The organism is Leisingera aquaemixtae (assembly GCF_006740765.1).
In the GTDB taxonomy this organism is placed as follows: domain Bacteria; phylum Pseudomonadota; class Alphaproteobacteria; order Rhodobacterales; family Rhodobacteraceae; genus Leisingera; species Leisingera aquaemixtae.
Genome location: NZ_CP041159.1, coordinates 3,673,254 through 3,695,920, shown reverse-complemented (window position 1 = coordinate 3,695,920; position 22,667 = coordinate 3,673,254). Strand labels below are relative to the sequence as shown.

Genomic DNA, 22,667 nt, shown 5'->3' with positions numbered 1-22,667 from the left:
CGTTCCCGGGCGAAACGCTCACCCCTTCATCTTTCAAAAAATACTCCCGCCGGAGGCGTCCGGCGGGAGCGGTTTTGTTCTAACCTTGGCGGTCTGCGCGTCAGGCGGTCAGCCCTTCCGGCTCCGCGAGGTTGCTGGCGCGGCAGGCGGCGGTCACGGTGTTGGCCAGGAGACACGCGATGGTCATCGGGCCGACGCCGCCCGGCACCGGGGTGATGGCGCCCGCGCGCTCCGCGGCCGAGGCGTAATCCACATCGCCCACCAGACGGGTCTTGCCCTCACCCTTCTCCGGCGCATCGATGCGGTTGATGCCGACGTCGATCACCGTCGCGCCCTCCTTGATCCAATCGCCCGGCACCATCTCCGGACGGCCCACGGCCGCCACCACGATGTCGGCGCGGCGCACCACATCCGGCAGATCCTTGGTGCGCGAATGCGCAATCGTCACGGTGCAGCTGTCGCCCAGCAGAAGCTGCGCCATCGGCTTGCCGACGATGTTGGAGCGGCCAATGACAACCGCATCCAGGCCAGACAGGCTGCCGTGGTGCGCGCGCAGCATCATCAGGCAGCCCAGCGGCGTGCAGGGCACCATCGACTTCTGGCCGGTGCCCAGAAGGCCCACGTTGGAGATGTGGAAGCCGTCGACATCCTTCTCCGGCGCGATCGAATTGATCACCAGATCCTCGTCCAGATGCTTCGGCAGCGGCAGCTGCACCAGGATGCCATGCACCTTCGGATCGTTGTTCAGCTGATCGATCAGCGCCAGCAGGTCGGCCTCCGGGGTGTCCGCGTCCAGCTTGTGCTCGAACGAGTTCATCCCCACCTCGACGGTGCTCTTGCCCTTGGAGCGGACATAGACCTGGGAGGCCGGGTCCTCGCCCACCAGCACCACCGCCAGGCCGGGGGTGATGCCATGCTCCTCTTTCAGCCGCGCCACATGCTCCGCCACCTGGCCGCGCACCTTGGCCGCAAAGGCCTTGCCGTCAATCACTGTTGCTGCCATTGCTCTCTTCCTTTCCGCCGGGGGGCCGCCCCCGGATCCGGTCCCGTCATCTCAAAGCTTCAGCGGCCCGGGTGTCCCCGGGCCGCTGCATTCCGTCTGTGCCGGCTCAGAACAGGCCTTCGATCTGGCCGTCCGCATTCAGGCGGATGGTCTCCGCCGCCGGGGTGCGCGGCAGGCCCGGCATCGTCATGATCTCGCCGCAGACCACCACGATGAAGCCCGCACCGGCCGAAAGCCGCACTTCGCGCACCGGCACCGAATGGCCCACGGGCGCGCCGCGGCGGTTCGGGTCGGTGGTGAAGGAGTACTGGGTTTTTGCCATACAGACCGGCAGGTTGCCATAGCCCGCCTCTTCCCATTCCTTCAGCTGATTGCGGATCTTCTGATCGGCCAGCACCTCGTCGGCGCGGTAGATGCGCTTGGCGATGGTCTCGATCTTCTCAAACAGCGGCATGGCGTCCGGGTAGATCGGCGAGAAGTTCGCCTTGCCGGAGTCGGCCAGCTCAACCACCTTCTGCGCCAGATCGGCAGAGCCTTCGGAGCCCAGCTCCCAGTGGCGCGACAGCACCGCTTCGACGCCATGGCTGCCGCAGTAGTCCTTCACCGCCTGCACCTCGGCCTCGGTGTCGGTCACGAAGTGGTTGATCGCAACCACCACCGGCACGCCGAAGGATTTGACGTTTTCGATGTGGCGGCCGAGGTTGGCGCAGCCCTTGTTGACCGCATCGACGTTTTCCGCGCCCAGGTCCGCCTTGGCGATGCCGCCGTTCATCTTCATCGCCCGCACGGTGGCCACGACCACCACCGCCGACGGCGCGATGCCCGCCTTGCGGCACTTGATGTTCATGAACTTCTCGGCGCCGAGGTCGGCCCCGAAACCCGCCTCGGTGACCACGTAGTCGGCCACTTTCAGGGCGGTCTTGGTGGCGATGACCGAGTTGCAGCCATGCGCGATGTTGGCAAACGGGCCGCCGTGCACGAAGGCCGGGTTGTTTTCCAGGGTCTGCACCAGGTTCGGCTGCATCGCGTCCTTCAGAAGCACGGTCATCGCGCCCTCGGCCTTGATGTCGCGGCAGTAGACCGGGGTCCGGTCGCGGCGGTAGGCCACGATGATGTCGCCCAGGCGCTGTTCCAGGTCCTTGAGGTCATTGGCCAGGCACAGGATCGCCATCACTTCCGAGGCCACGGTGATGTCAAAGCCGGTCTCGCGCGGGAAGCCGTTGGAGACGCCGCCGAGCGAGGCGGTGATCTGGCGCAGCGCCCGGTCGTTCATGTCGACCACCCGGCGCCAGGCGACGCGGCGCACGTCGATCTCGCACTCGTTGCCCCAGTAGATGTGGTTGTCGATCATGGCTGACAGCAGCGAATGCGCCGAGGTGATGGCGTGGAAGTCGCCGGTGAAATGGAGGTTCATCTCCTCCATCGGCACCACCTGGGCATAGCCGCCGCCCGCAGCGCCGCCCTTCATGCCGAAGTTCGGCCCCAGCGAGGCTTCGCGGATACAGATCATCGCGTTTTTGCCGATCCGGTTCAGCCCGTCGCCCAGGCCCACGGTGGTGGTGGTCTTGCCTTCGCCCGCAGGCGTCGGGTTGATCGCGGTCACCAGGATCAGCTTGCCGTCTTCGCGGTCCTGCACCGAGTTGATGAACCGCTGGCTCACCTTCGCCTTGTCGTGGCCGTAGGGCAGCAGATCGTCATTGGAAATCCCGATCTTCGCACCAATCTCCTGGATCGGCTTCTTCTGCGCGTCCCGCGCGATCTCAATGTCACTCTTGTAGCTCATGGCCATCTCCCTGCTGCCATCCGTTCCGGGTCACGCCCCGCAGCAATCTTTGATTGCGAGGCAAGACATATTCCTATTACTCAATTTATTTTCCTAACCGTCAACACCCTCTTGTCCCCTTTCCGGGGCCAGACCCGGCATTTTCTGCCTTTCCGCCGCCAATAGGAAACAGGCAGAATTTCACCCCAAGTGAACACGGCGCATATGCGGCAGGCGCTGCCGCAAATAAAAAGGGCCCGGGCATTGCCCGGGCCGTAGAGGTCCGGCCCGCAGGCCAGACCGGGGAATCAGATGTCGAGGGTGTTGTCCTTCTCCCAGCGGGAGAAATGATTGACGAAGGAGTTCCACTCCTGCTGTTTCATCTTCAGGTAAGCGGCCGAGAACTCTTCGCCCATCATCGCCTTCAGGCCGTCGTCCTTGTCGTAGAAGCGCAGCGCATCCAGCATGTTGAGCGGCAGCTTCGGCGCGTCGGTGATGGTATGGCCTTCGGCATACATGTCGATGTCATGGCGCGGGCCGGGGTCGGCCTGGGCGCGGATGCCGGAGAGACCGGCCGCGATGATCACCGCCTGCAGCAGGTAGGGGTTCACCGCACCGTCGGGCAGGCGCAGCTCGAACCGGCCGGGGCCGGGGACGCGCACCATATGGGTGCGGTTGTTGCCGGTCCAAGTCACGGTGTTCGGCGCCCAGGTGGCCCCCGACATGGTGCGCGGCGCGTTGATGCGCTTGTAGGAGTTCACTGTCGGGTTAGTGATTGCCGCCAGCGCCGAGGCGTGCTTCATGATGCCGCCCAGGAACCAGCCGCCCTGCTCCGACAGACCCAGTTCGGCAACCTGGCCCGTACCCTTCTCACCGGCGAAGACGTTGACCCGGGCATCCTTGCCCGGCGCGTCCCAGACCGAGATATGGGCGTGGCAGCCGTTGCCGGTGAGGCCCTCGACCGGCTTCGGCATAAAGGTCGCGCGGTAGCCGTGCTTTTCCGCCACCGATTTGGTCATGAACTTGAAGAAGCTGTGCTTGTCCGCGGTCGACAGCGCATCGTCGAACTCCCAGTTCATCTCGAACTGGCCGTTGGCGTCCTCATGGTCGTTCTGGTACGGGCCCCACCCCAGCTCCAGCATATAGTCGCAGATTTCGCGCACCACGTCATAGCGGCGCATCACCGCCTGCTGGTCATAGCAGGGTTTTTCAGCCGTATCGAAGGGGTCGGAGATCTGCTCCCCGTCCGGCGACAGCAGGAAGAACTCGGCCTCGATGCCGGTCTTAACGTGCAGGCCTTCGTCCGCGGCCTCCTTGATCAGGCGGCGCAGCACATTGCGCGGCGCCTGGGCCACGTCCTCGCCTTCCATCACGCAGTCCGCCGCTACCCAGGCGACCTCCGGCTTCCATGGCAGCTGGATCACCGAGGAGGGATCCGGCACTGCCAGCATGTCCGGATGTGCGGGCGTCAGGTCAAGCCAGGTGGCAAAACCGGCAAAGCCGGCCCCGTCTTCCTGCATATCCGCGATCGCCTGCGCCGGCACCAGTTTAGCGCGCTGCCCCCCGAACAAGTCGGTGAAGGAGATCATGAAGTACTTGACGCCTTTTTCTTGTGCGAAAGCAGCCAGATCTGTCGTCATGGTCCTACTTCCTTTCCCTGTTGAACGTATTTCGAAAATGGGGCGCGGACTGTTGCCAGCCGCGCCCCGCCAATCGTCAGAACCCAGCCTTGCCCGGGTACCAGTCGGTCCCGGCCAGCGGCACCCGCGCCATGGCGGCGGCCTCCATGGTCAGGGCGCACAGATCCTCGGGCTCGAGGTTGTGCAGATGGTTGTGGCCGCAGGCGCGGGCGATGGTCTGCGCTTCCAGCGTCATCACCTTGAGGTAGTTGCGCAGGCGGCGGCCCGCATCGACCGGGTCCAGGCGCTTCATCAGCTCCGGGTCCTGGGTGGTAATGCCCGCCGGATCCTTGCCTTCGTGCCAGTCGTCATAGGCGCCAGTGGTGGTGCCCAGTTTCTGGTACTCGCTTTCCCACTTCGGGTCGTTGTCGCCCAGCGCGATCAGCGCCGCGGTGCCGATCGCCACCGCGTCCGCGCCCAGCGCCATTGCCTTGGCCACATCGGCGCCGGTGCGGATGCCGCCGGAGACGATCAGCTGCACTTCGCGGTGCACGCCCAGATCCTGCAGCGCCTGCACGGCAGGGCGGATGCAAGCCAGGGTCGGCAGGCCGACATGTTCGATGAACACGTCCTGGGTGGCGGCGGTGCCGCCCTGCATGCCGTCCAGCACCACAACGTCCGCGCCGGCCTTCACCGCCAAAGCAGTGTCGTAGTAGGGTCGGGTGCCGCCGACCTTCACATAGATCGGCACCTGCCAGTCGGTGATCTCACGCAGTTCCAGGATCTTGATTTCCAGATCATCCGGGCCGGTCCAGTCCGGGTGGCGGCAGGCGGAACGCTGGTCGATGCCTTTCGGCAGAGTGCGCATTTCCGCAACCCGGTCGGAAATCTTCTGGCCCAGCAGCATGCCGCCGCCGCCGGGCTTGGCGCCCTGGCCGACCACGACCTCGATCGCGTCCGCCTTGCGCAGGTCGTCCGGGTTCATGCCGTAGCGGGACGGCAGATACTGATAGACCAGCTTGGAGGAATGGCCGCGCTCTTCCGGGGTCATGCCGCCGTCGCCGGTGGTGGTCGAGGTGCCCGCAGCGGATGCGCCGCGGCCCAGGGCCTCCTTGGCCGGCCCCGACAGCGCGCCAAAGCTCATGCCGGCGATGGTGACCGGGATGTCCAGCTCAATCGGCTTCTTGGCGAAACGGGTGCCCAGCGTCACCTTGGTTTCGCATTTCTCGCGGTAGCCCTCCAGCGGGTAGCGCGAGATCGAGGCGCCGAGGAACAGCAGGTCATCGAAATGCGGCACCCGGCGCTTGGCGCCGCCGCCGCGGATGTCGTAGATCCCGGTGGCCGCCGCGCGTCGGATTTCCGCGTTGATCGGATTTGAGAAAGTCGCCGACTGGATCGGGACCGTGCGGGGGATGTTATTGCTATCCATGTCTAGTGATCCCTGTCCTTAGTACGCTTGCGCGTTGTCGACGTCGAAGTTGTAGAGCGTGCGGGCGGAACCGTAGCGCTTGAACTCCTCCGGCTTGGCATCGGCGCCGGCGCGGGCCAGCAGATCCTTGAGGATCTCGATATGCTCCGGGCGCATTTCCTTCTCGATGCAGTCGGCGCCCAGGCTCTTGACGCTGCCGCGCACAAAGAACCGCGCCTCGTAGCAGCTGTCGCCCAGCGCATCGCCCGCATCGCCCAGCACCACCAGGTTGCCCGCCTGTGCCATGAAGGCGCACATGTGGCCGATGTTGCCATGAACAACGATGTCGATGCCCTTCATCGAGATGCCGCAGCGCGACGAGGCATTGCCCTTGATCACCAAGAGGCCGCCATGGCCGGTGGCGCCGGCATACTGGCTGGCGTCGCCCTCGACGATCACGGTGCCGGACATCATGTTTTCCGCAACACCGGGGCCGGCCGACCCCTCCACCTTGACGGTCGCCTGCTGGTTCATGCCGGCGCAATAGTACCCGGTGGACCCCTTGACGGTGACTTCAATGGGCGAGTTCAGGCCCACGGCAATGGCATGGCTGCCCTTGGGGTTGACGATCTCCCAGGCGGTTTTGTTGGAGCTGCCGTTCAGTTCCTGCAGGGCCGAATTCAGACCGCGCAGGCCATTTGCTTCAAGATCATATGTCTGCATCTTAGTGGTTCCAGAAGTAAACGGTTGCGGGTTCGGGCTCCCAGACGCGGGCGTCTTCGATGCCCGGCAGGTTCACCAGCGCGCGGTATTCGCTGCCGAACGCGACATACTGGTCGGTCTCCGCCATCACGGCCGGCTTGCAGGCGATCGGGTCGCGGACGACGCCAAAGCCGTCCTTGGTACCGACCACAAAGGTGAAGAAGCCATCCAGATCCTCCAGGCTGCCTTCCAGCGCCTCGCCCAGCGTGGCGCCGTTCTGCATCTTCCAGGTCAGATAGGCCGCGCCCACTTCGGTGTCGTTCTGGCTTTCGATCCGCACGCCTTCGCGGCGCAGCTTGCGGCGCAGCGCGTTGTGGTTGGACAGAGAACCATTGTGCACCAGGCACTGGTCGGAACCGGTGGAGAACGGGTGCGCGCCCTCGGTAGTCACGGCGGATTCGGTGGCCATACGGGTGTGGCCGATGCCGTGGCTGCCGCCCATGCCGCGCACGTTGAACCGCTCGGCAACCTTCTCGGGCAGACCCACTTCCTTGTAGATCTCGATGGTGTCGCCCGCGCTCATGACGCGCATCCCGGGACGCAGTTCTGCCAGCGCGCTGCGGGCCTCTTCCTCCTTGCCCGCGGGCAATTCCAGAACCGCGTGCGTGTCGATCACCCGGATCGACACATCGGCGCTCAGCGCTTCGGCCAGCGCGCCGTCCAGCCCGTCAAACGCCGCTTCCGGCGTGTCGGACTGCACGGTAAGCTTGGCCCGCCCGTCCGCGTCCGCGCCATAGATCGCAATGCCCGCGCTGTCCGGACCGCGGTCCGTCATGGTGATGAGCATATCAGTGAGCATATCGCCCAGTTTCGGCTCAAGTGTTTTGTCTTTCAGAAAAAGACCGACAATCCCGCACATGGGTGTGCCTCCTGCTTTTCATCTCGAATCAACGCTAGCAGTTTGCGATCTGCCGTTCAACTCTTATGAAACTTATTTTCCTACGAAGGAAAGAAAAGGCGCGCCGCATGGCGCGCCTCTGGTCTGGAAAGGTCAGTACTTCTCCAGCAGACTGTGGATTTTTTCCGTGTCTCCCATCCGCTTGGCCTTCTCCAGATGCTGGCCCTCGCGGACGAACTGGATCCGGTGCCAGGCGATCCAGAAGACCACCCCCAGGACCACCATCAGCCCCTCCGAGCCCTGGAACGGATAGACCGCCCCAACCTCTGCCAGATCCACCGCCCAGCTGTCGTAACCGATCGTAGACATTTCAATTCTCCTTATTCAGCTGGAACGCCGCCGCCATTCAGTGCAGCCTTGTCGGCGGCAATGATCTCGGCCTTGGCATCTTCGTAGGCATGGTGTTCCGCGTAATCGAGGCCCTGCAGCTCGACCTCCACCGGGATCCGCAGCACGCCCGCGGCCGCCTGCATCTTGGCGATCACGAAGCCCGGCAGCCAGCCCAGCACCCCGAACATGATCACCGCGCCAACGACCTGGCCGACCGGGTTCACCGTGGCGAAACCTTCATAAGGCGAGCTTGGTGCGCCCCACAGCAGGAAGCCCGCGATGATCAGGCCGACAACGCCGGAATAGCCATGCACCGCAACCGCGCCCACCGCGTCATCCAGCTTGAAGGTGCGCTCCACCCAGTAATGCAGCTTGTAGACGATCACGACACCAACAGCGCCGACCAGCATCGCCTGGATCGGGTGATACAGATCGTTGCCCGCCGAGGCAGTGATGATGCCCGCCAGACCGCCGGAGAAGGTCCAGAACGCATCGCCCTTGGACACCACATAGGCCGCCATCAAACCGCCGGACATCGACATCAGGAAGTTAAAGGTGATCGCGGACAGCGAGGTCGGCGCCAGATAGATATTGGTGGCCGTCCAGGTGTCGCCGGTCAGCATCCCGCCAATGCCTTCGGGCGAGATCACAGGGATGTTGCACGCGGCGTAAAAACCCCAGAAACCGGAATAGATCAGGAAGATCCCGATGGTCAGCATCCAGGGGTTATGCGGCGGGATATCGCGCGGGGTGCCATCGGCGGCAAACTTGCCCAGCCGCGGCCCCAGCACCATGATCACGCCCAGCGCGTAACCGCCAGCGATTGCGTGGATCACCCCGGACGCATAGGCATCATGGTAGCCCAGGTATTTCACCATCCAGCCCTCGGCATGCCAGCCCCAGGCGGCGTCGATGATCCAGAACACCGATCCGATCATCACCGCATGCACCCACAAGGCAGAGGAGCGGATCCGTTCGATGACCGCACCGGACACGATCGAGGCGGCGGTCCAGGAGAACAGCAGGAACGCTGCCCAGAACACGCCGGTGATCCGGTCGGACAGGTTGGTGGCCATGTTCTGCGACCACGGCAGGTTCGCCGCGCCCGCCTCATAGTTCAGGCCGCCGAAGAACGGGAAGCTGGGAAAAGCCCAGTAGATCCACCAGCCGAAAAAGAAGAATGTCACCGTGACCAGCGGAATGATCATGATGTTCTTCATCAGTGTGTGCATGTGGTTGCGGTGGCGGCTCGCGCCGACCTCATACATGCAGAACCCCACGTGAATGAGGAACATGAAGACAACCGTCACCCAGTAATAGAACTCGGTGAACACGGTTGTTAACGCGTTCAGATTTCCATCCAATGTTTTGCCCTCCTGTTGGCAGTGCTCCCGGGCATTTTTGCCTCTTGGGAATATTATTTTCCTTTACATTGGGTCCTGAGGCGCAAATCTGTCAACAATCATGTGAAAGTTTATTCACTCGCAGGGAACCTGCCCGGCTCTCAAGCGTTTCTCCTGGCGGTTCCGGCGGCCCTCTGTTCGCCCGCGCCTCCAACGGCTTAGGGCACCTTGGCGACGCCTGAAGCCCGCACAGCCGCCTGCGCGCGCCGGCGGCCCCGGAACAGCAGGCTACGTTTGGCCGGAACGCCCGTTTGCGGCGGAATCGCGCGAATCTCCGGCGCTGAAGGCCTCCGATTCTCACTTGAAACGGGTCATCGGGCAGCCCCCGCAACCCCAAGCTAGCCGCCAAAAAGACCATTTCAGGCCAATCCATGCCGCAAAGCCATGGGGAATCGGCCTTTTAGGCAAAATCTTTTTCCTGATAGGAATATTCATTGACACAACGCCCCCTCTCTTGGCTAACTGGACCAGACCAAAGGAACCAAATCAACAAATTTGGTCCGCACCAATAGGGAGACTTAGACAATGACTGCATCCTGGCGCTTCTCAACCCTTGCTGACCGCCACCGGGCGATGGGCTCGGACCTGGAAGACTGGAGCGGCATGGGCACCGCCTGGACCTATGACAAGGACCAGACGGAAGAATACATGGCGATCCGCACCAAGGCGGGCTTCATGGACGTGTCCGGCCTGAAGAAGGTCCACATCGTCGGCCCCCACGCCAGCCACGTCATCGACCGGGCTACCACCCGCAACGTGGAAAAGATCAAACCCGGCCGCAGCACCTATGCCTGCATGCTGAACGACGACGGCAAATTCGTCGACGACTGCGTGATCTACCGCATGGGTCCGAACAGCTGGATGGTGGTGCACGGCTCCGGCCAGGGCCACGAGCAGCTGACCATGGCGGCGCAGGGCCGCGACGTCGACATCCGCTTTGACGACAACCTGCATGACATCTCCCTGCAGGGGCCGCTGGCGGTCGATTTCCTGGAAGAACAGGGCGTGCCCGGCATCCGCGACGTGGTCTACTTCAGCCACATCCACACCACCCTGTTCGATAAGCCCGTCACCATTTCGCGCACCGGCTACACTGGCGAGCGCGGCTATGAGATCTTCTGCCGCGGCCAGGACGCGCCGCATATCTGGGACAATCTGGTCGAAAAGGGCGCGCCGATGGGTATCATCCCGACCCGCTTCACCACGCTCGACCTGTTGCGCGCCGAAAGCTACCTGCTGTTCTTCCCCTATGACAACTCGGAGATGTACCCCTTCGAGAACGAGAAATGCGGCGACACGCTGTGGGAACTGGGCCTCGACTTCACCGTCTCGCCGGGCAAGACCGGCTTCCGCGGCGCCGAGGAGCACTACCGCCTGAAGGGCAAGGAGCGTTTCAAGATCTACGGCGTCAAGCTGGAAGGCACCGAGCCCGCCGAAGAAGGTGCGCCGCTCCTGCGCGACGGCAAGCAGGTCGGCGTGGTCACCATCGGCATGTACTCGCCCTTGAACGAGCACAATGTGGGCATCGCCCGCATGCCGGTCGACTGCGCCGAACCCGGCGTGCCGCTGACCGTCAAGAACTCCACCGGCGAAATCCCCTGCGTTGCAGCGGAAATGCCGTTCCACGATCCGGAAAAGAAACGCCGGACCGCAAAAGGCTGAGCCGAATACCGGGCGTCCCCGCACCGGGGGCGCCTGCTTTCGTTCACCCGGACTGCAGGAAAAGCGACCCACATGCCCAAGACACAATTTCCCCCTTCCATCACCAGCCGCCCGGTCTACGGCGAGCTTGAGGCCCGCTCCGGCGGCGGCCATCTGATGATCGCCGATGCCGAAGGCGCCGAAGCGATCCTCGATCTGGCCAAATCCGTGGACCAGGGCTTCTGGGCCAAGGCTCACATCATCTACATCCCCAAGACGACCGGCACCAAATACAGCAGCCAGCTGGAAGAGCTGGGCGCGGGCCAGTACTACGCCGGCCCCTCCTATGAGGCCGCGCAAGGCCGCATCCGCCGCGCCCTGCAGGATTGCCACATGGGCACCCAGGTGTACCTGACCGGCACCGAAAGCCTGATGGGCCAGGCCATGGCCGAGGCCACCGCGGCCGGCATCCCGCACACCGCGATCCAGACCGAACACCGCGGCTCCACCGCGCGGCGGATGCAGTGCGTGCACTGCAAGGGCATCACCGAGGACGTGACCACCGACCCGTTCGAATGCAGCCACTGCGGCCTCAGCCTGTTCGTGCGCGATCACTACTCGCGCCGCCTGGCCGCCTTTCAGGGGGTGCGGGTGGATGCCGAGGATCCGGGCAACATTCCCGAGAAAGTGGAGCTGTTCAAATGAGTGCTGGCACCGCAAAGCTGAATGTCACCGTGGCCGAGGTAAAACCGGTCAACGATCTGGTCACCCGCTTCAAATTCGTCCGCACCGGCGGCGGCGACCTGCCCACTTTCTCGGGCGGGGCGCATACCGTGGTGGAAATGCAGGACGGCGATATCACCCGGCTCAATGCCTATTCGCTGATGTCCAACCCAGCCGACCGCGGCGCCTATACCATCTCGGTGCGGCGCGACGATCAGGGCCGCGGCGGCTCCAGGTTCATGCACACCAAGGTCAAGGAGGGGATGGAGATGGTGATCTCCAACCCGGTAAACCTGTTCTCGCTGGACCTGCGCGCGAAGAAACACCTGATGCTGGCCGGCGGCATCGGCATCACGCCATTCATGGCGCAAATGCATCAGCTCTCGATGATGGGCGGCCATTTCGAGCTGCACTACGCGGTCCGCACAGCCTCGCTCGGCACATATGCCAGGGAGCTCTCAGAGCGCTACCCCGGCAAGGTCCACATCTACCATGACGACCAGAACGAGGCGATTGATCTGAACACCCTGCTCGCCAACCAGCCGCTGGGCACCCATGTCTACGTCTGCGGCCCCAAGGGCATGATCAACTGGGTGCATGCCACCGCCGAGGAGATGGGCTGGCCGCGCGAGGCGGTGCACTCCGAGGAATTCCTGGCACCGGCCTCCGGCAAACCGTTTGAGGTCAAATGCGCGGTCTCCAACAAGATCGTGCAAGTCGGCGAACACCAGTCCTTGCTGGAGGCGCTGGAAGCAGCCGGCATCGACGCCCCCTACCTCTGCCGCGGCGGCGCCTGCGGCCAGTGCGAAACCAATGTCATCGGCTATGACGGCAAGTTCCTGCACTACGACCACTGGCTGACCGACGAGCAAAAAGCCGGCGGAAAACACATCATGCCCTGCGTGTCGCGCTTTGAAGGCAAGACACTGGTTCTGGACCGCTGAGGGAGAGAAAGATGACCATTCAATTCAACGACGAAACCTTCTACGGCGACTTCACCTTCAAGAACTCGGACTGGGCAATCAAACGCTTCCCCTTCCCGTTCCACGAAGACAGCTACATGTACTCCGTGAACATGGAGCCGCACAAATCCTACCGGCCCGGCTCGGTATTCGAACGCACCTTCGACGTGGATGAACACTACGTCTCGGAAATGAAGGACCGGGCCAGGGTGCTGGCCAATGACCCGCTGCGCTGCCAGTCGCTGCCGCATATGACGCTGGCGGGCTGGGATCTGGTCGAGCTGATCATGGAGGCCAAGGCGGCCGAATACCCGGACCTGTTCGAACTGCATAAAGACGGCAACCGCTGGCGCTGGATCAACAAGCCGCTGGGCATCGACGACACCTTCACCTTCCTCGATGAAAGCACCCTGCCCTACGGCCCGATGGAATATATCACCCGCCAGACCCAGGGCGACTTTGCGGTGCTCGACCAGCGCGATGACAACCTGTGGATGGACGCCGGCATGGTCACCACCCAGGCCGACTGGTCGCTGGACTTCGATATCGGCATGAACTTCTTCGAATGGCACGCCCCGGTCCCGAAGGCGCATGAGATGGGTATCTTCGTGCGCGCCCTGAAGTTCCTCCTGAACATCCAGCAGGGCCAGCCCGCCCGCCGCCTGAACTGGACGATGACCGTCAACCCGCTGCTCGATACCTCGCCCGAGAACTACCACAAATGGGGCGTGATGAAGCAAGGGCTGACGAGGGAGAACATCGGCGACAAGCAGCACCTGCGGGTCGAGCTGCAGACCTTCTTCCGGCTGCCGCGCTCCAACGCGCTGGTGTTCCCGATCCGCTGCTACCTGATCAGCTTCAACGATCTGGTGACGGTGCCGAAATGGGCCCGCCGCCTGCACCGGGTGATCCGCGACCTGCCGGAGGAGCTGGCGACCTACAAGGGCTTCATCGACAACCGCCCGCTGATGGTGGAGTGGCTCTCGCAATTTGACGACGGCAGCCCGACCTCGGACGGCATCTGGCCCGACGACGACTGATCCCGAGCGGACTTGCGGGCCGTCCCTACCCCTGTCACCTAGGCCCGCTTCACTGACTGCCGCTGCCCCTGGCTCCGGCAGTTTCTTTTTGCCCGCAGTGCGCGAAGCCCTCCCGCCCCCGCATCAGACGGCAGGCTGCGCCTGCCCCCTGCGCGGCGTTGGGCCGGGCAGCGCGCTTCGCGCACTGCGGGCGGCCCCGCAAGGCTTGCCGCAAAACGCAACTGCGCCGCGCATCGCGCGGCGCCGGGCCCAACTGTGCAGGGGCATCGTCAGATCGCCCGGAACAGGCGGGAGCCCGCCCCGCCGGTATCTCAGCTCGACTGCGGGTAGGAAATGACCGACAGATAACGCGCAGGCAGCTTGACCAGGCTTTCCGGCCCGTGCGGCGCATCGGCGTCGAAAAACAGCGTGTCGCCCGGCTTCAGCGCAAACACCTTGTCGCCGTGGCGGTAATCCACCTCACCTTCCAGCATGTACAGCATCTCGATACCGTCATGCTGGAAGGTCGGGAAGACATCCGACTCCTCGGTCAGGGTGATCATGTAAGGCTCCACCATCACGCCGGAGGCATTGGCGCCAAGATGGCCCAGAAGCTGATACTGATGCCCCGCCCGCGTGCCGGCCCGCTCGGTCTCCACTCCCGCGCCCGACTTGGTGTGCACCGCTTCCCGGGTTTCCTCAAACCGGCGGAAGAACGAGGTGATCGGCACGCTCAGCGCATTGGCCAGCAGTTGCAGCGTGGTCAGCGACGGAGAGGTGTTACCGTTCTCGATCTTCGACAGCATCCCGATCGACAAGCCGGTCAGATTGGCCAGATCCGCCACCGTGATCCCCTGCTGGCGCCGGAACGACCGCACTTCGCGGCCGATCGCCACCTCCAGCACTTTTTCGGAGCCCTCGCGGACACGGTGCGGATCTTGGGAAAGGTTATTTGCCACTGCGTCGGTATCGTCTTTGGGTTTAGCCACTGTGTTATCTTCCTTATTGACGGCCTCTGACAAGCGCGCAGCGGCGCATACGCAAAAACTTTTCCAGGCGCAAGAAACCACGCGAAAATTATTTTACTGCCGTTACAGGTTTTTCCCAAGCCCTTGCCGGGTGCGGAGGGAAAATAGTTGCCACGGGGCACCGGCCGGCATAGCCGCAACCGGCAAAACCCGGGCCATCCGGCCCGGGTTCCAGCGCCATGCGGCACAATCGCAGATTTAACTCAGCCGTCCAGCAGCAGCAGGCAGGCCCCCAGAACTTTGCGGGTGCCGTCAAACACCGTGGGCTTTTCGCCCCGCCAGCGGCTGGCGTGCCGGTGCAGCGCCGCCCGGCCCGAGGTCAGGTTGCGCAGCGTTTCCCCGGTCTCTGCCGCGATCCGCCCCACACGGGTTTTCAGATTGGCGTGGAACGTGTCGCGGTGCAGCGCCTCCATCCTCAGGTGAAACAGCGACGACCGGCTGCGCGGCGCAATCCGCATCGCCGCCACCTGCTCTGCCGCTCCGGCCCAGACCCGCAGGGCTCGCGCCTGCAGCCGCTCCGCCTCCGCCAGCGCACCGCGCCGGAAGTGCAGCACCGCCAGATTGGCAGGCGCCGCGGCCCGGCGCAGATCCGCGGCCGGAAATGCCGCCCGCGCCAGCAGATCCGCCAGCCGGAACAGGCGCATGGCTTGGCGCGAACGCCCTGCCGCGGCCGCTGCCAGCGCCCGTTCCATCAGCCGCTCCCAGGCCAGATCGGCCCGCGACCAGCCCGCCGCGCGCGCGGCCCGCAGCTCTGCAAATGGCCTAAAGCCCCAGATACGCGGCGCGGACGTGTTCGTTTCCGTGAAGCTCATCTGCAGGCCCCTCCATTGCTGCATTTCCGGTTTCCAGAACATAGGCGTAATCGGCCAGTTCCAGGGCCAGTTCGGCGTTCTGCTCGACCAGCACCACCGACAGGCCGTTTGCGTTGATCTCCTCAATAATCCGGGCGATTTCCTCGACGATGACCGGCGCCAGGCCCATCGACGGCTCATCCATCAGCAACAGCCGCGGCTTGGACATCAGCGCGCGCCCGATGGCCAGCATCTGCTGCTCGCCACCTGACATGGTCTTGGCCATCTGCGCGCGCCGCTCGCGCAGGCGCGGGAACCGCCTGAAGACATCCGCCAGATCCGCCTCGACCGCCGCTTTGTCCTTGCGCAGGAACGCCCCGGTGCGCAGGTTCTCCTCCACCGTCATATCCGGAAAGACCCGCCGCCCCTCCGGCACATGGGCAATGCCATTGGCCACCACCTTATGCGCGGGCAGATGGTCGATCCGCTTGCCTTCGAATGTGATCTCGCCCGCGGCGACCGGCAGCATCCCCGACATCGCCCGCAGCGTGGTGGTCTTGCCCGCCCCGTTGCCGCCGATGATGGTGACGATCTTGCCCTCTGGCACCGCAACCGAGATGTTCCGGATCGCGTTGATCTTGCCGTAGTTCACGGCGATGTTTTTCATCTCAAGCAACATGGCGTGCGCCTCCCAGATAGGCCTCGATCACCGCCGGATGGTTGCGGATCTCCTGCGGGCCGCCCTCGGCCAAGAACTTGCCAAAGCTCATGCAGGTGATGGTGTCGCACAGCCCCATGATCGCCTGCATGTCATGCTCCACGATCAGGATGGTGATCCCGTCACCCTTCAGCCGCTCCATCAGGCCCATCATCTGCCGGGTTTCCTCCGGGTTCATGCCGGTAAACGGCTCGTCCAGCAGGATCACGTCCGGATGGCTGGCATAGGCCACCGCCATGCCCAGCGCCCGCTGGTGCCCGTGGCTCAGGTCCCCGGCCCGTTCCCGCATCAAGTGATCCAGGCCGAAGAACTCCAGCGCCTCCCTGGCGCGCGCCTCAGCCCCGCTGCGGTCCTCCCGGTCCCAGCCGATGATCGCGGCAAAGATATTGGGGCGGAACGGCATATGGGTGCCGACCAGCGCATTCTCCAGAACCGTCAGTTCCGCAAACAGCGTTGAATGCTGGAAGGTCCGCACCACCCCGCGCCGGGCCACCTCATGCATCTGCAGGCCGGAGATATCCTCCCCGCGCAGCAGCACCTGCCCGCCGCTTGGCTTGTAGAAGCCCGAGATCATATTGAACGTCGTGGTCTTGCCGGCCCCGTTTGGGCCGATCAGGCCGTGGATCGTGCCATGCGCCACCTTGAACGACAGGCTGTCCACCGCCGTCAGCCCGCCGAACCGCATGGTCAGGTCTTTGACTTCCAGAAAATCGGTCATTCTGCCGGGCTCCGTTCCCGCGCGCCGTCCGGGGCGCGTCTTTGAGTGAATTTCTGCACGATGCTTTCCAGACCGTTGGGCAGGAACAGGATCGACAGGATCATGATGGCGCCATAGACCAGCGGCCGCATCTGCTCGAGCCCAAGCTCGCGCAGCACGATCTCGTTCAGCACCGTCAGCACCACGCAGCCCAGGATCGGCCCGTAGAAGGTGGCGGTGCCGCCGACAATCGCCCAGGTCAGCACAAAGACCATCAGGTCGATATCAAACGCGTTGGGATTGATGGTGCCGACATAATGCGCCAGCAGCGCGCCGGAGATCCCGGCAAAGCCCGAGGCGATGGCAAAGGCCAGCGTCCGGTAGGCGCGCACATTCACGCCCGAGGCCTGCGCCAGCTTGTCCTGCCAATGAACCGCATGGAAGGTAAGGCCAACGGGCGACTTCTCGATCCGCCACAGGATCCACAGGCAGAAGGCAACGATGACACCAGCAAAATAGTAGTAGGACGTGGGCTCGAAAAAATCGAACTGGTAAAAGCCGATTGAGAAATCCGGCATCGGGTCGATCCCCTTGATGCCCTTGGCGCCGCCAAACGGATCGCGGAACCGCTTCCACAGCAGGCGGATGATTTCACCGGCGGCAAACGACCCGATCAGGAAATAGAACCCTTTCATCCGGAACAGCGGGAACGACAGCAGCACTGCAATCAGTGCCGCAATCACTCCGCCCAGCAGCATCGAAACCGGCACATAGACCCCCAGCTTCTTGGTCAGCAAGGCCGAGGAATAGGCCCCCACCCCCATGATCACCACATGGGCCAGCGACCATTCACCGGTCAGCGTCAGCAGCCGGTAGCTGGCAACCAGCAGCACGTTGATGGTGAGGAACACCAGGATTTCCTGCTGCGAAAAACTGAGGCCATGCGGCAGGGCAACCAGCGCGGCCAGCGCCGCGGTCCAGATCAGGAACTTAGGCACGGTCCGCACTCCCGAACAGGCCGGTCGGCTTGACGATCAGCACAACCAGCATCAGCGACAGACCCACGATGTCGGCCAGAACACCGTCCCAGAAGGTGGTCACGAAGGTATGCACCAGCGCATAGGCGACAGAGGCGACGATGGCCCCCTCCAGCGAGCCGACCCCGCCGACGATGATCACAATGAACGCGGTGACGATCACCGAATGCCCCATATGCGGATTGACCGAGACCAGCGGCGCCGTAAGTGCGCCGGCAATCCCCGCCAGCCCTGCACCGATGAACATCGCGATGCGCGCGGTCTGGGTGATCGAAATCCCCTGCAGCGCCGCCGCCTCAGGATCCTGCGCCGAGGCCCGCAGTGCCCAGCCGAACCTGGTCCGCTTGAGGAAGTACCACAGCGCCGACAGCAGCGCGATTGCGGCAATGATCACATAGAGCCGCGCCACCGGCAGCCGCACTTTATCGCTGAAGGCAATCACCTCCTGCGTGACCGGCGGGATATGCACCATCCGCACGCCGAACCCCATCACCGCCAGCGCCTGCAGGATCATCAGGAACCCGATCGAGGCCACCAGCCCGCCCAGAGGATTATCCTTCAAAGGCCTAAACAGGGCCCGCTCCATCAGAAGGCCCAGACAGCCCACAAACAGAAGGCCCGCTGCCACGGCCAGAAAGAACGGCACGTTCAGCCCGGCATAAAGCGCCACAATCGCATAGGCACCCGCCATGAACAGTTCGCCATGGGCAAAGTTGATCACGCCCATGACGCCAAAAATCAGCACAAGCCCCACAGCAACAAGGGAAATATAGCTCGCAGCATACACGGCGTTGAGGCCGGTCTGCGCCAGAAGGTCCAGCATCGGATTGTCTCTTTGTTCGGTCGCTCTCGCGGTGCGGGGTCAGGTCCCGCACCGCCTGATGGCCCGGCTTGCAGGTCAGCTGCGCTGATCCCACATCTGGTCATAGGCCTTCATATGCTTGATCAGCAGATCGCCGTGCCTGGCGTACCAGTCGGGGATGGAGCGGAAGTCCTTGATCCGGGCCTTGCCCTTTTCGATGGCAACCACCGGCCAGTCGCCGACCAGCGCATTGTCGATGCCAAACAGCTCAGCGCCCCACCAGTCCGCATCGCCAAAGGCATGTTTGCCCTTGCCCTCCTTCAGCGCAGCCGCCACTGCATCCGGGCTGGCCGATCCGGCCTTTTCGGCGGCCGCCTTCCACAGATCCATGATCGAGGCATATTCCCAGCTCACCGCGCCCCACTGGCCCGGATGCCGCCTGTTGAACTCCTCGTAAAAGCCGTTCGGATCGGTGAAGTTGATGTTATCGCCATTCAGCGCCGGATCGTCGAAATCCGGGAACTGGAAGACAAAGCCTTCCATGAATTCCTCTGAGGTCTTGGCGATCATCTGGTCATAGAAATCCGCGGTGCAAGAGATGATCTGCCCCTTGAAGCCCTGCTGGAACAGCTGTTCGGCAATCGGATGCACATAGTCGCTGTAGCAGGTGTCCAGGCAGACAATATCCGGGCTCTTGCTGATCAGCCGGGTCACCACCGGCGCAAAGTCGGTGGTGGCCGGATCAAACAGCAGCGGCTCATCCAGCATCTCGATGCCCGCCGCCTCAAACGCCGCCAGATAGGTCGCGACGGACGGCAGCCCCAGCGCGTCATCCTGGGCGCACATCACCGCGGTCTTCAGCTCCGGCTTGTTCTCGGCCAGCCACTCGACACCGGTCACGTTGTAGATCGGATGCACCTCGGCCGGCGCGATCAGGGTGCTGGTGTCTGGCGACAGGTCCGACGGCAGCAGGGTGGAAAACAGCATCCCCGTCTTGTCCGCCACCGGCTGCACGCCCGGCCAGGTGTCGCCGCCCAGCATCATGATAAAGCTCACACCATCCTCGCGGATCAGCTTGGTCGCCCCGGTGCGCGCCTTGGCCGGATCGTATTCATTGTCGTAGGAGACGAACTCGACGCTGTAACTGCCGTCGCCCAGCGTGATGCCGCCCGCCGCGTTGACCCGCTCTGCCCAGATCTGGCAGCCGTCCAGCCCCGGCTTGCCCCAGGCCGCAACCGCGCCGGTCAGCGGCGCCAGAAAGCCGATCTTGATGGTCTTGCCCGCCGCCAGCGACGCGCCCGGCAGCCCGGCGCTCATCGCGGTGACCGCTGTCGACTTGAGGAACGTCCTCCGGGTCAGCCCCGATTTCACGATCTTGGAAATCATTTTCATCTCCCATGTTGGACCCGCCTGTTTCTGCGGCGGTGTGTTCTTCGGGATGGCCCCGGTGCGCTTCCCTGATACCGGCTCAAACCCACTGGACCAGTTGACGCAAATTGGACCCATCCTGGACCAAAGCTAGCAGCCAGATGGTTCACCTCCAAGAAATTTTCTTTCACCTTGCACACCAAAAAGGCACCAAAATAGGACCGGATGGATCGCTTTACGGCAAAAATCGCGTCAAAAACGGCATCAAAACATGATCTTACGCCTCACCTTAAAAACACGGCCGGAAAACCAATTTAAGAACCAATTCCCTCTGTTTTCTTGCCGTCCGGCGCAGGAACCGGTAGGCTCACAGCAAGTTTAAGCTGAGTCAGATGGTTGCGCACCGGCCGCCAAAACCGGTATTTGCACCCTTGGCACAGTGATCAGGAGCAGGGGATTCTCCCGCTCGTCCGGCCTGGAAAACAGATATGAGCTCAGCGGAAGAGACGACTTCGCAAATCCTGACCACGCATTCGGTGGGCGCCACCGTGCAGGTGGTGATCGACACGCTGTTTGCCCGCATAAAGGCAGGCACCTATCCGGTCGACACCCGCCTGCCATCCGAACGGACGCTGGCCTCGGAACTGGGGGTTGCCCGCAACACCGTGCGCGAAGCACTGGATGTTCTGGCCAGCCAGAACGTGATCCACCGCCGCCCCGGCTCCGGCAGCTTTGTCAAATTCCGCTCCGACCCCAAGCCCGAAACCTCCTATTCCTCGCTGGCCAAGGAAGTGTCGCCGCTCGACCACCTGGTTGTGCGCGGCATTCTGGAGCCGGAGATGATCCGCCTGGCGGTGATCAACATGACACCGCGCCAGATCGAGGAGCTGGATGAGATCCTGTCACGGGTCGAGGCCGTGCGCACCGATCCCGGCGACTTCATCGAGGCGGAGGAGGATCTCTACCGCAAGATCGCCGAGGGCACCGGGAACCCGCTGCTGCACTCCTGCTACGAGCTGACGATCGAGGCCTGCCGCCTGTCCTACCGCACCGCCCTGCGCCGCCGCCACCTGACGCCGCAGCGGATTCAGGACTACCAGAAGCGCTACAACACGCTGTTCAACGCCATCGCCTCACGCGATGTGGAATCCGCGGTGGAATTCATCAAGCTGCACCTGATCGACGAACAGAAGCTGCTGCTGCAGGATATCTGACCCCGCGCCGCTGCCGCCCTGCGCCTCCCGGCCGGGCACGCCAGCCACCCCGTCAGACTTGCACGGCGCGCGAGCCGACCTGGCTGCCCGGTGCGCCGCTTTCCAGACGCTGATGCCACAGTTGCCCCAGCGCCTCCATCTCTGCCTTCAACAGATTGGAGTGCTGTGCCAGCCAGGCAGGGATCGACCTGAACCCGGCGATCCGCGCCTTGCCGTCCTGGATGGTGACCACCGGCCAATCGCCGACCAAAGCATTGGAAATGCCGAAGATATCCTCGCCCCACCATTCCGCGTGGCCGAAGGCATGGGTGACATGGCCCAGCTGTTTCATCGCCGCCAGCACCGACAGCGGCTCAACCGATCCCGCCTTTTCCACCGCGCTGTGCCAGATATCCAGGATCGCCACATATTCCCAGCTCACCGCGGACCAGCTGCCCGGGAAGCGGCGGTTGTACTCCTCATAGAACACATGCGGACGGTTGAAGAAAAACGCCTTCTCCCGCAGCATTGGATCGTCGAAATCCGGGAACTGGAACACCACCCCTTCCATGAATTCGGCTGAGGTTTTCTCCACCAGCTGGCCGTAGCCATCCATGGTGCAGCTGATGATCTGCCCCTTGAACCCCTTGGCATAGGCGTATTGCGTCATCGCATGCACCATCGGCGCATAGGACGAGCACCAGCACAGGATATCGGCGCCGCTCTCCAGCATCGGGTCCACCACCGGCGCCGGATCGCTGGCGGCCGGATCATACTGCACTTCCCGCAGGATCTGCTTGTCCGCCGCCTTGAACGCCGCGCGGTAGACGGCCTGCGCGGGCAGCCCCAGCAGATCGGCCTGGCTGCACAGGGCGACGGTTTTCAGCTCCGGCCGGTTTTCCGCCAGCCATGCCACCCCGGTCACATTCTGGATCGGGTGCGCCTCGCTGGGCGCAATCAGATAGGGCGTGTCCGGCGACAGATCCGTGGGCAGCAGGGTCGATGTCAGCACCTTGTTGCGCATCAGAAAGCCGCGCACCGCCGCAAAGGTGTCCCCGCCCAGCATCAGCATCAGCTTGACGTTATGCTTCTGCACCAGCTCCACCGCGCCCTCCAGCGAGCGTTCGGGGTCATGGCCGCAGTCGTAAGAATGGATGCGGATCGGGTAACGGCGGCCGCCGATCAGCAGCCCGCCCGCCTTGTTCAGACCGTCCTCCCAGATCCGACAGCCGTTCAATCCAGGCAGCCCCCAGCTCTCGACCCGGCCCGAAAGCGGACCCAAAAAGCCGATATTCACTGATTCTGTCATCCCCACCGACAACCGGGGCAGCGCCGCGCGGGCGGCCAGCTGGTGCGCAAAACTCGTCGTCTTCATGTTCTGAATCCTAACGATAAATCTCCGCCCTGCCAGTCCAATCAGGGAAAAATAGTATTCCCTCCGTGAAAATATGTTGACTCGGCGGTGCAATTTTGGACCTTATTGGATCAGACCAAAAGAACCAA

At 63.4% G+C, this 22,667-nt stretch carries 21 protein-coding genes; 5 read left to right on the top strand and 16 right to left on the bottom strand.

Annotated elements, in window-relative coordinates:
• Window positions 1-100: 100 nt before the first annotated feature.
• From folD to R2C4_RS19715, 8 genes are all read right to left on the bottom strand, one after another.
• Window positions 101-1,003 carry a bifunctional methylenetetrahydrofolate dehydrogenase/methenyltetrahydrofolate cyclohydrolase FolD gene (gene folD, locus R2C4_RS19750; protein ID WP_141889722.1) on the bottom strand — a complete coding sequence of 301 codons (903 nt, stop codon included), beginning with the start codon at window positions 1,001-1,003 and terminating at the stop codon, window positions 101-103.
• Window positions 1,004-1,109: 106 nt separating this feature from the next.
• Window positions 1,110-2,786, bottom strand: coding sequence for a formate--tetrahydrofolate ligase (locus R2C4_RS19745; RefSeq protein WP_058285511.1), 1,677 nt, complete (start codon window positions 2,784-2,786; stop codon window positions 1,110-1,112).
• Window positions 2,787-3,073: 287 nt separating this feature from the next.
• Entirely contained in the window at window positions 3,074-4,405 is a 1,332-nt protein-coding gene (gene glnT, locus R2C4_RS19740; RefSeq protein ID WP_141891925.1) for a type III glutamate--ammonia ligase, read from the bottom strand.
• A gap of 76 nt (window positions 4,406-4,481) precedes the next feature.
• Window positions 4,482-5,813, bottom strand: coding sequence for an FMN-binding glutamate synthase family protein (locus tag R2C4_RS19735; protein ID WP_141891924.1), 1,332 nt, complete (start codon window positions 5,811-5,813; stop codon window positions 4,482-4,484).
• Between the two features lie 18 nt (window positions 5,814-5,831).
• On the bottom strand, window positions 5,832-6,515 hold the full coding sequence (locus R2C4_RS19730) for a GltB/FmdC/FwdC-like GXGXG domain-containing protein (protein ID WP_141891923.1): 684 nt from the start codon (window positions 6,513-6,515) through the stop codon (window positions 5,832-5,834).
• A gap of 1 nt (window position 6,516) precedes the next feature.
• Window positions 6,517-7,413, bottom strand: a complete 897-nt coding sequence (locus R2C4_RS19725) for a class II glutamine amidotransferase (protein ID WP_141891922.1) — start codon at window positions 7,411-7,413, stop codon at window positions 6,517-6,519.
• Between the two features lie 132 nt (window positions 7,414-7,545).
• A complete protein-coding gene (locus R2C4_RS19720; RefSeq protein ID WP_058285453.1) occupies window positions 7,546-7,761 on the bottom strand; it encodes a hypothetical protein in 216 nt (71 codons plus the stop codon).
• Between the two features lie 11 nt (window positions 7,762-7,772).
• Entirely contained in the window at window positions 7,773-9,146 is a 1,374-nt protein-coding gene (locus R2C4_RS19715; protein ID WP_058285452.1) for an ammonium transporter, read from the bottom strand.
• 564 nt (window positions 9,147-9,710) lie between these two features.
• Here R2C4_RS19715 and R2C4_RS19710 point away from each other — a divergent pair.
• The 4 genes from R2C4_RS19710 (at window position 9,711) to R2C4_RS19695 (ending at window position 13,551) form a co-directional block, all read left to right on the top strand.
• The gene (locus R2C4_RS19710) at window positions 9,711-10,847 is read left to right on the top strand and encodes an aminomethyl transferase family protein (protein ID WP_141891921.1); all 1,137 of its coding nucleotides are present in this window, start codon (window positions 9,711-9,713) and stop codon (window positions 10,845-10,847) included.
• Window positions 10,848-10,919: 72 nt separating this feature from the next.
• The gene (locus R2C4_RS19705; RefSeq protein ID WP_058285450.1) at window positions 10,920-11,531 is read left to right on the top strand and encodes a dimethylamine monooxygenase subunit DmmA family protein; all 612 of its coding nucleotides are present in this window, start codon (window positions 10,920-10,922) and stop codon (window positions 11,529-11,531) included.
• Window positions 11,528-12,493, top strand: a complete 966-nt coding sequence (locus R2C4_RS19700) for a PDR/VanB family oxidoreductase (protein ID WP_058285449.1) — start codon at window positions 11,528-11,530, stop codon at window positions 12,491-12,493. Before R2C4_RS19705 ends, R2C4_RS19700 begins: the two co-directional genes overlap by 4 nt.
• An 11-nt stretch (window positions 12,494-12,504) precedes the next feature.
• Window positions 12,505-13,551: a heme-dependent oxidative N-demethylase family protein gene (locus tag R2C4_RS19695; protein WP_141891920.1), complete on the top strand. Its 1,047-nt coding sequence runs from the start codon at window positions 12,505-12,507 to the stop codon at window positions 13,549-13,551.
• A 311-nt stretch (window positions 13,552-13,862) separates the two neighbouring features.
• Here R2C4_RS19695 and R2C4_RS19690 read toward each other — a convergent pair whose 3' ends face one another.
• From R2C4_RS19690 to R2C4_RS19660, 7 genes are all read right to left on the bottom strand, one after another.
• A complete protein-coding gene (locus R2C4_RS19690; protein WP_141891919.1) occupies window positions 13,863-14,519 on the bottom strand; it encodes a helix-turn-helix domain-containing protein in 657 nt (218 codons plus the stop codon).
• Between the two features lie 242 nt (window positions 14,520-14,761).
• Window positions 14,762-15,370 (bottom strand): tetratricopeptide repeat-containing protein, encoded by a 609-nt coding sequence (locus R2C4_RS19685; protein ID WP_141891918.1) that lies wholly within the window; start codon window positions 15,368-15,370, stop codon window positions 14,762-14,764.
• Window positions 15,321-16,028 (bottom strand): ABC transporter ATP-binding protein, encoded by a 708-nt coding sequence (locus R2C4_RS19680; protein WP_141891917.1) that lies wholly within the window; start codon window positions 16,026-16,028, stop codon window positions 15,321-15,323. Before R2C4_RS19680 ends, R2C4_RS19685 begins: the two co-directional genes overlap by 50 nt.
• Complete coding sequence (locus R2C4_RS19675) at window positions 16,018-16,785, bottom strand: ABC transporter ATP-binding protein (protein ID WP_141891916.1); 768 nt, start codon at window positions 16,783-16,785, stop codon at window positions 16,018-16,020. Before R2C4_RS19675 ends, R2C4_RS19680 begins: the two co-directional genes overlap by 11 nt.
• Complete coding sequence (locus R2C4_RS19670) at window positions 16,782-17,762, bottom strand: branched-chain amino acid ABC transporter permease (protein WP_141891915.1); 981 nt, start codon at window positions 17,760-17,762, stop codon at window positions 16,782-16,784. Before R2C4_RS19670 ends, R2C4_RS19675 begins: the two co-directional genes overlap by 4 nt.
• The gene (locus tag R2C4_RS19665; RefSeq protein ID WP_141891914.1) at window positions 17,755-18,624 is read right to left on the bottom strand and encodes a branched-chain amino acid ABC transporter permease; all 870 of its coding nucleotides are present in this window, start codon (window positions 18,622-18,624) and stop codon (window positions 17,755-17,757) included. Before R2C4_RS19665 ends, R2C4_RS19670 begins: the two co-directional genes overlap by 8 nt.
• A gap of 75 nt (window positions 18,625-18,699) precedes the next feature.
• Window positions 18,700-19,989 (bottom strand): ABC transporter substrate-binding protein, encoded by a 1,290-nt coding sequence (locus tag R2C4_RS19660; protein WP_141891913.1) that lies wholly within the window; start codon window positions 19,987-19,989, stop codon window positions 18,700-18,702.
• A 470-nt stretch (window positions 19,990-20,459) separates the two neighbouring features.
• Here R2C4_RS19660 and R2C4_RS19655 point away from each other — a divergent pair, with 470 nt between their 5' ends.
• Entirely contained in the window at window positions 20,460-21,185 is a 726-nt protein-coding gene (locus R2C4_RS19655) for a FadR/GntR family transcriptional regulator (protein WP_058285442.1), read from the top strand.
• 52 nt (window positions 21,186-21,237) lie between these two features.
• Here R2C4_RS19655 and R2C4_RS19650 read toward each other — a convergent pair whose 3' ends face one another.
• Window positions 21,238-22,539 carry an ABC transporter substrate-binding protein gene (locus R2C4_RS19650; RefSeq protein ID WP_058285441.1) on the bottom strand — a complete coding sequence of 434 codons (1,302 nt, stop codon included), beginning with the start codon at window positions 22,537-22,539 and terminating at the stop codon, window positions 21,238-21,240.
• Between the last annotated feature and the right edge of the window lie 128 nt (window positions 22,540-22,667).

Coding starts and splice junctions, on each gene's coding strand:
- R2C4_RS19695 (WP_141891920.1), top strand. CDS start 12,505: ATGACCATTCAATTCAACGACGAAACCTTCTACGGCGACTTCACCTTC.
- R2C4_RS19730 (WP_141891923.1), bottom strand. CDS start 6,515: ATGCAGACATATGATCTTGAAGCAAATGGCCTGCGCGGTCTGAATTCG.
- R2C4_RS19700 (WP_058285449.1), top strand. CDS start 11,528: ATGAGTGCTGGCACCGCAAAGCTGAATGTCACCGTGGCCGAGGTAAAA.
- R2C4_RS19735 (WP_141891924.1), bottom strand. CDS start 5,813: ATGGATAGCAATAACATCCCCCGCACGGTCCCGATCCAGTCGGCGACT.
- R2C4_RS19685 (WP_141891918.1), bottom strand. CDS start 15,370: ATGAGCTTCACGGAAACGAACACGTCCGCGCCGCGTATCTGGGGCTTT.
- R2C4_RS19725 (WP_141891922.1), bottom strand. CDS start 7,413: ATGTGCGGGATTGTCGGTCTTTTTCTGAAAGACAAAACACTTGAGCCG.
- glnT (WP_141891925.1), bottom strand. CDS start 4,405: ATGACGACAGATCTGGCTGCTTTCGCACAAGAAAAAGGCGTCAAGTAC.
- R2C4_RS19720 (WP_058285453.1), bottom strand. CDS start 7,761: ATGTCTACGATCGGTTACGACAGCTGGGCGGTGGATCTGGCAGAGGTT.
- R2C4_RS19675 (WP_141891916.1), bottom strand. CDS start 16,785: ATGACCGATTTTCTGGAAGTCAAAGACCTGACCATGCGGTTCGGCGGG.
- R2C4_RS19650 (WP_058285441.1), bottom strand. CDS start 22,539: ATGAAGACGACGAGTTTTGCGCACCAGCTGGCCGCCCGCGCGGCGCTG.
- R2C4_RS19660 (WP_141891913.1), bottom strand. CDS start 19,989: ATGATTTCCAAGATCGTGAAATCGGGGCTGACCCGGAGGACGTTCCTC.
- R2C4_RS19680 (WP_141891917.1), bottom strand. CDS start 16,028: ATGTTGCTTGAGATGAAAAACATCGCCGTGAACTACGGCAAGATCAAC.
- R2C4_RS19665 (WP_141891914.1), bottom strand. CDS start 18,624: ATGCTGGACCTTCTGGCGCAGACCGGCCTCAACGCCGTGTATGCTGCG.
- R2C4_RS19710 (WP_141891921.1), top strand. CDS start 9,711: ATGACTGCATCCTGGCGCTTCTCAACCCTTGCTGACCGCCACCGGGCG.
- folD (WP_141889722.1), bottom strand. CDS start 1,003: ATGGCAGCAACAGTGATTGACGGCAAGGCCTTTGCGGCCAAGGTGCGC.
- R2C4_RS19655 (WP_058285442.1), top strand. CDS start 20,460: ATGAGCTCAGCGGAAGAGACGACTTCGCAAATCCTGACCACGCATTCG.
- R2C4_RS19745 (WP_058285511.1), bottom strand. CDS start 2,786: ATGAGCTACAAGAGTGACATTGAGATCGCGCGGGACGCGCAGAAGAAG.
- R2C4_RS19705 (WP_058285450.1), top strand. CDS start 10,920: ATGCCCAAGACACAATTTCCCCCTTCCATCACCAGCCGCCCGGTCTAC.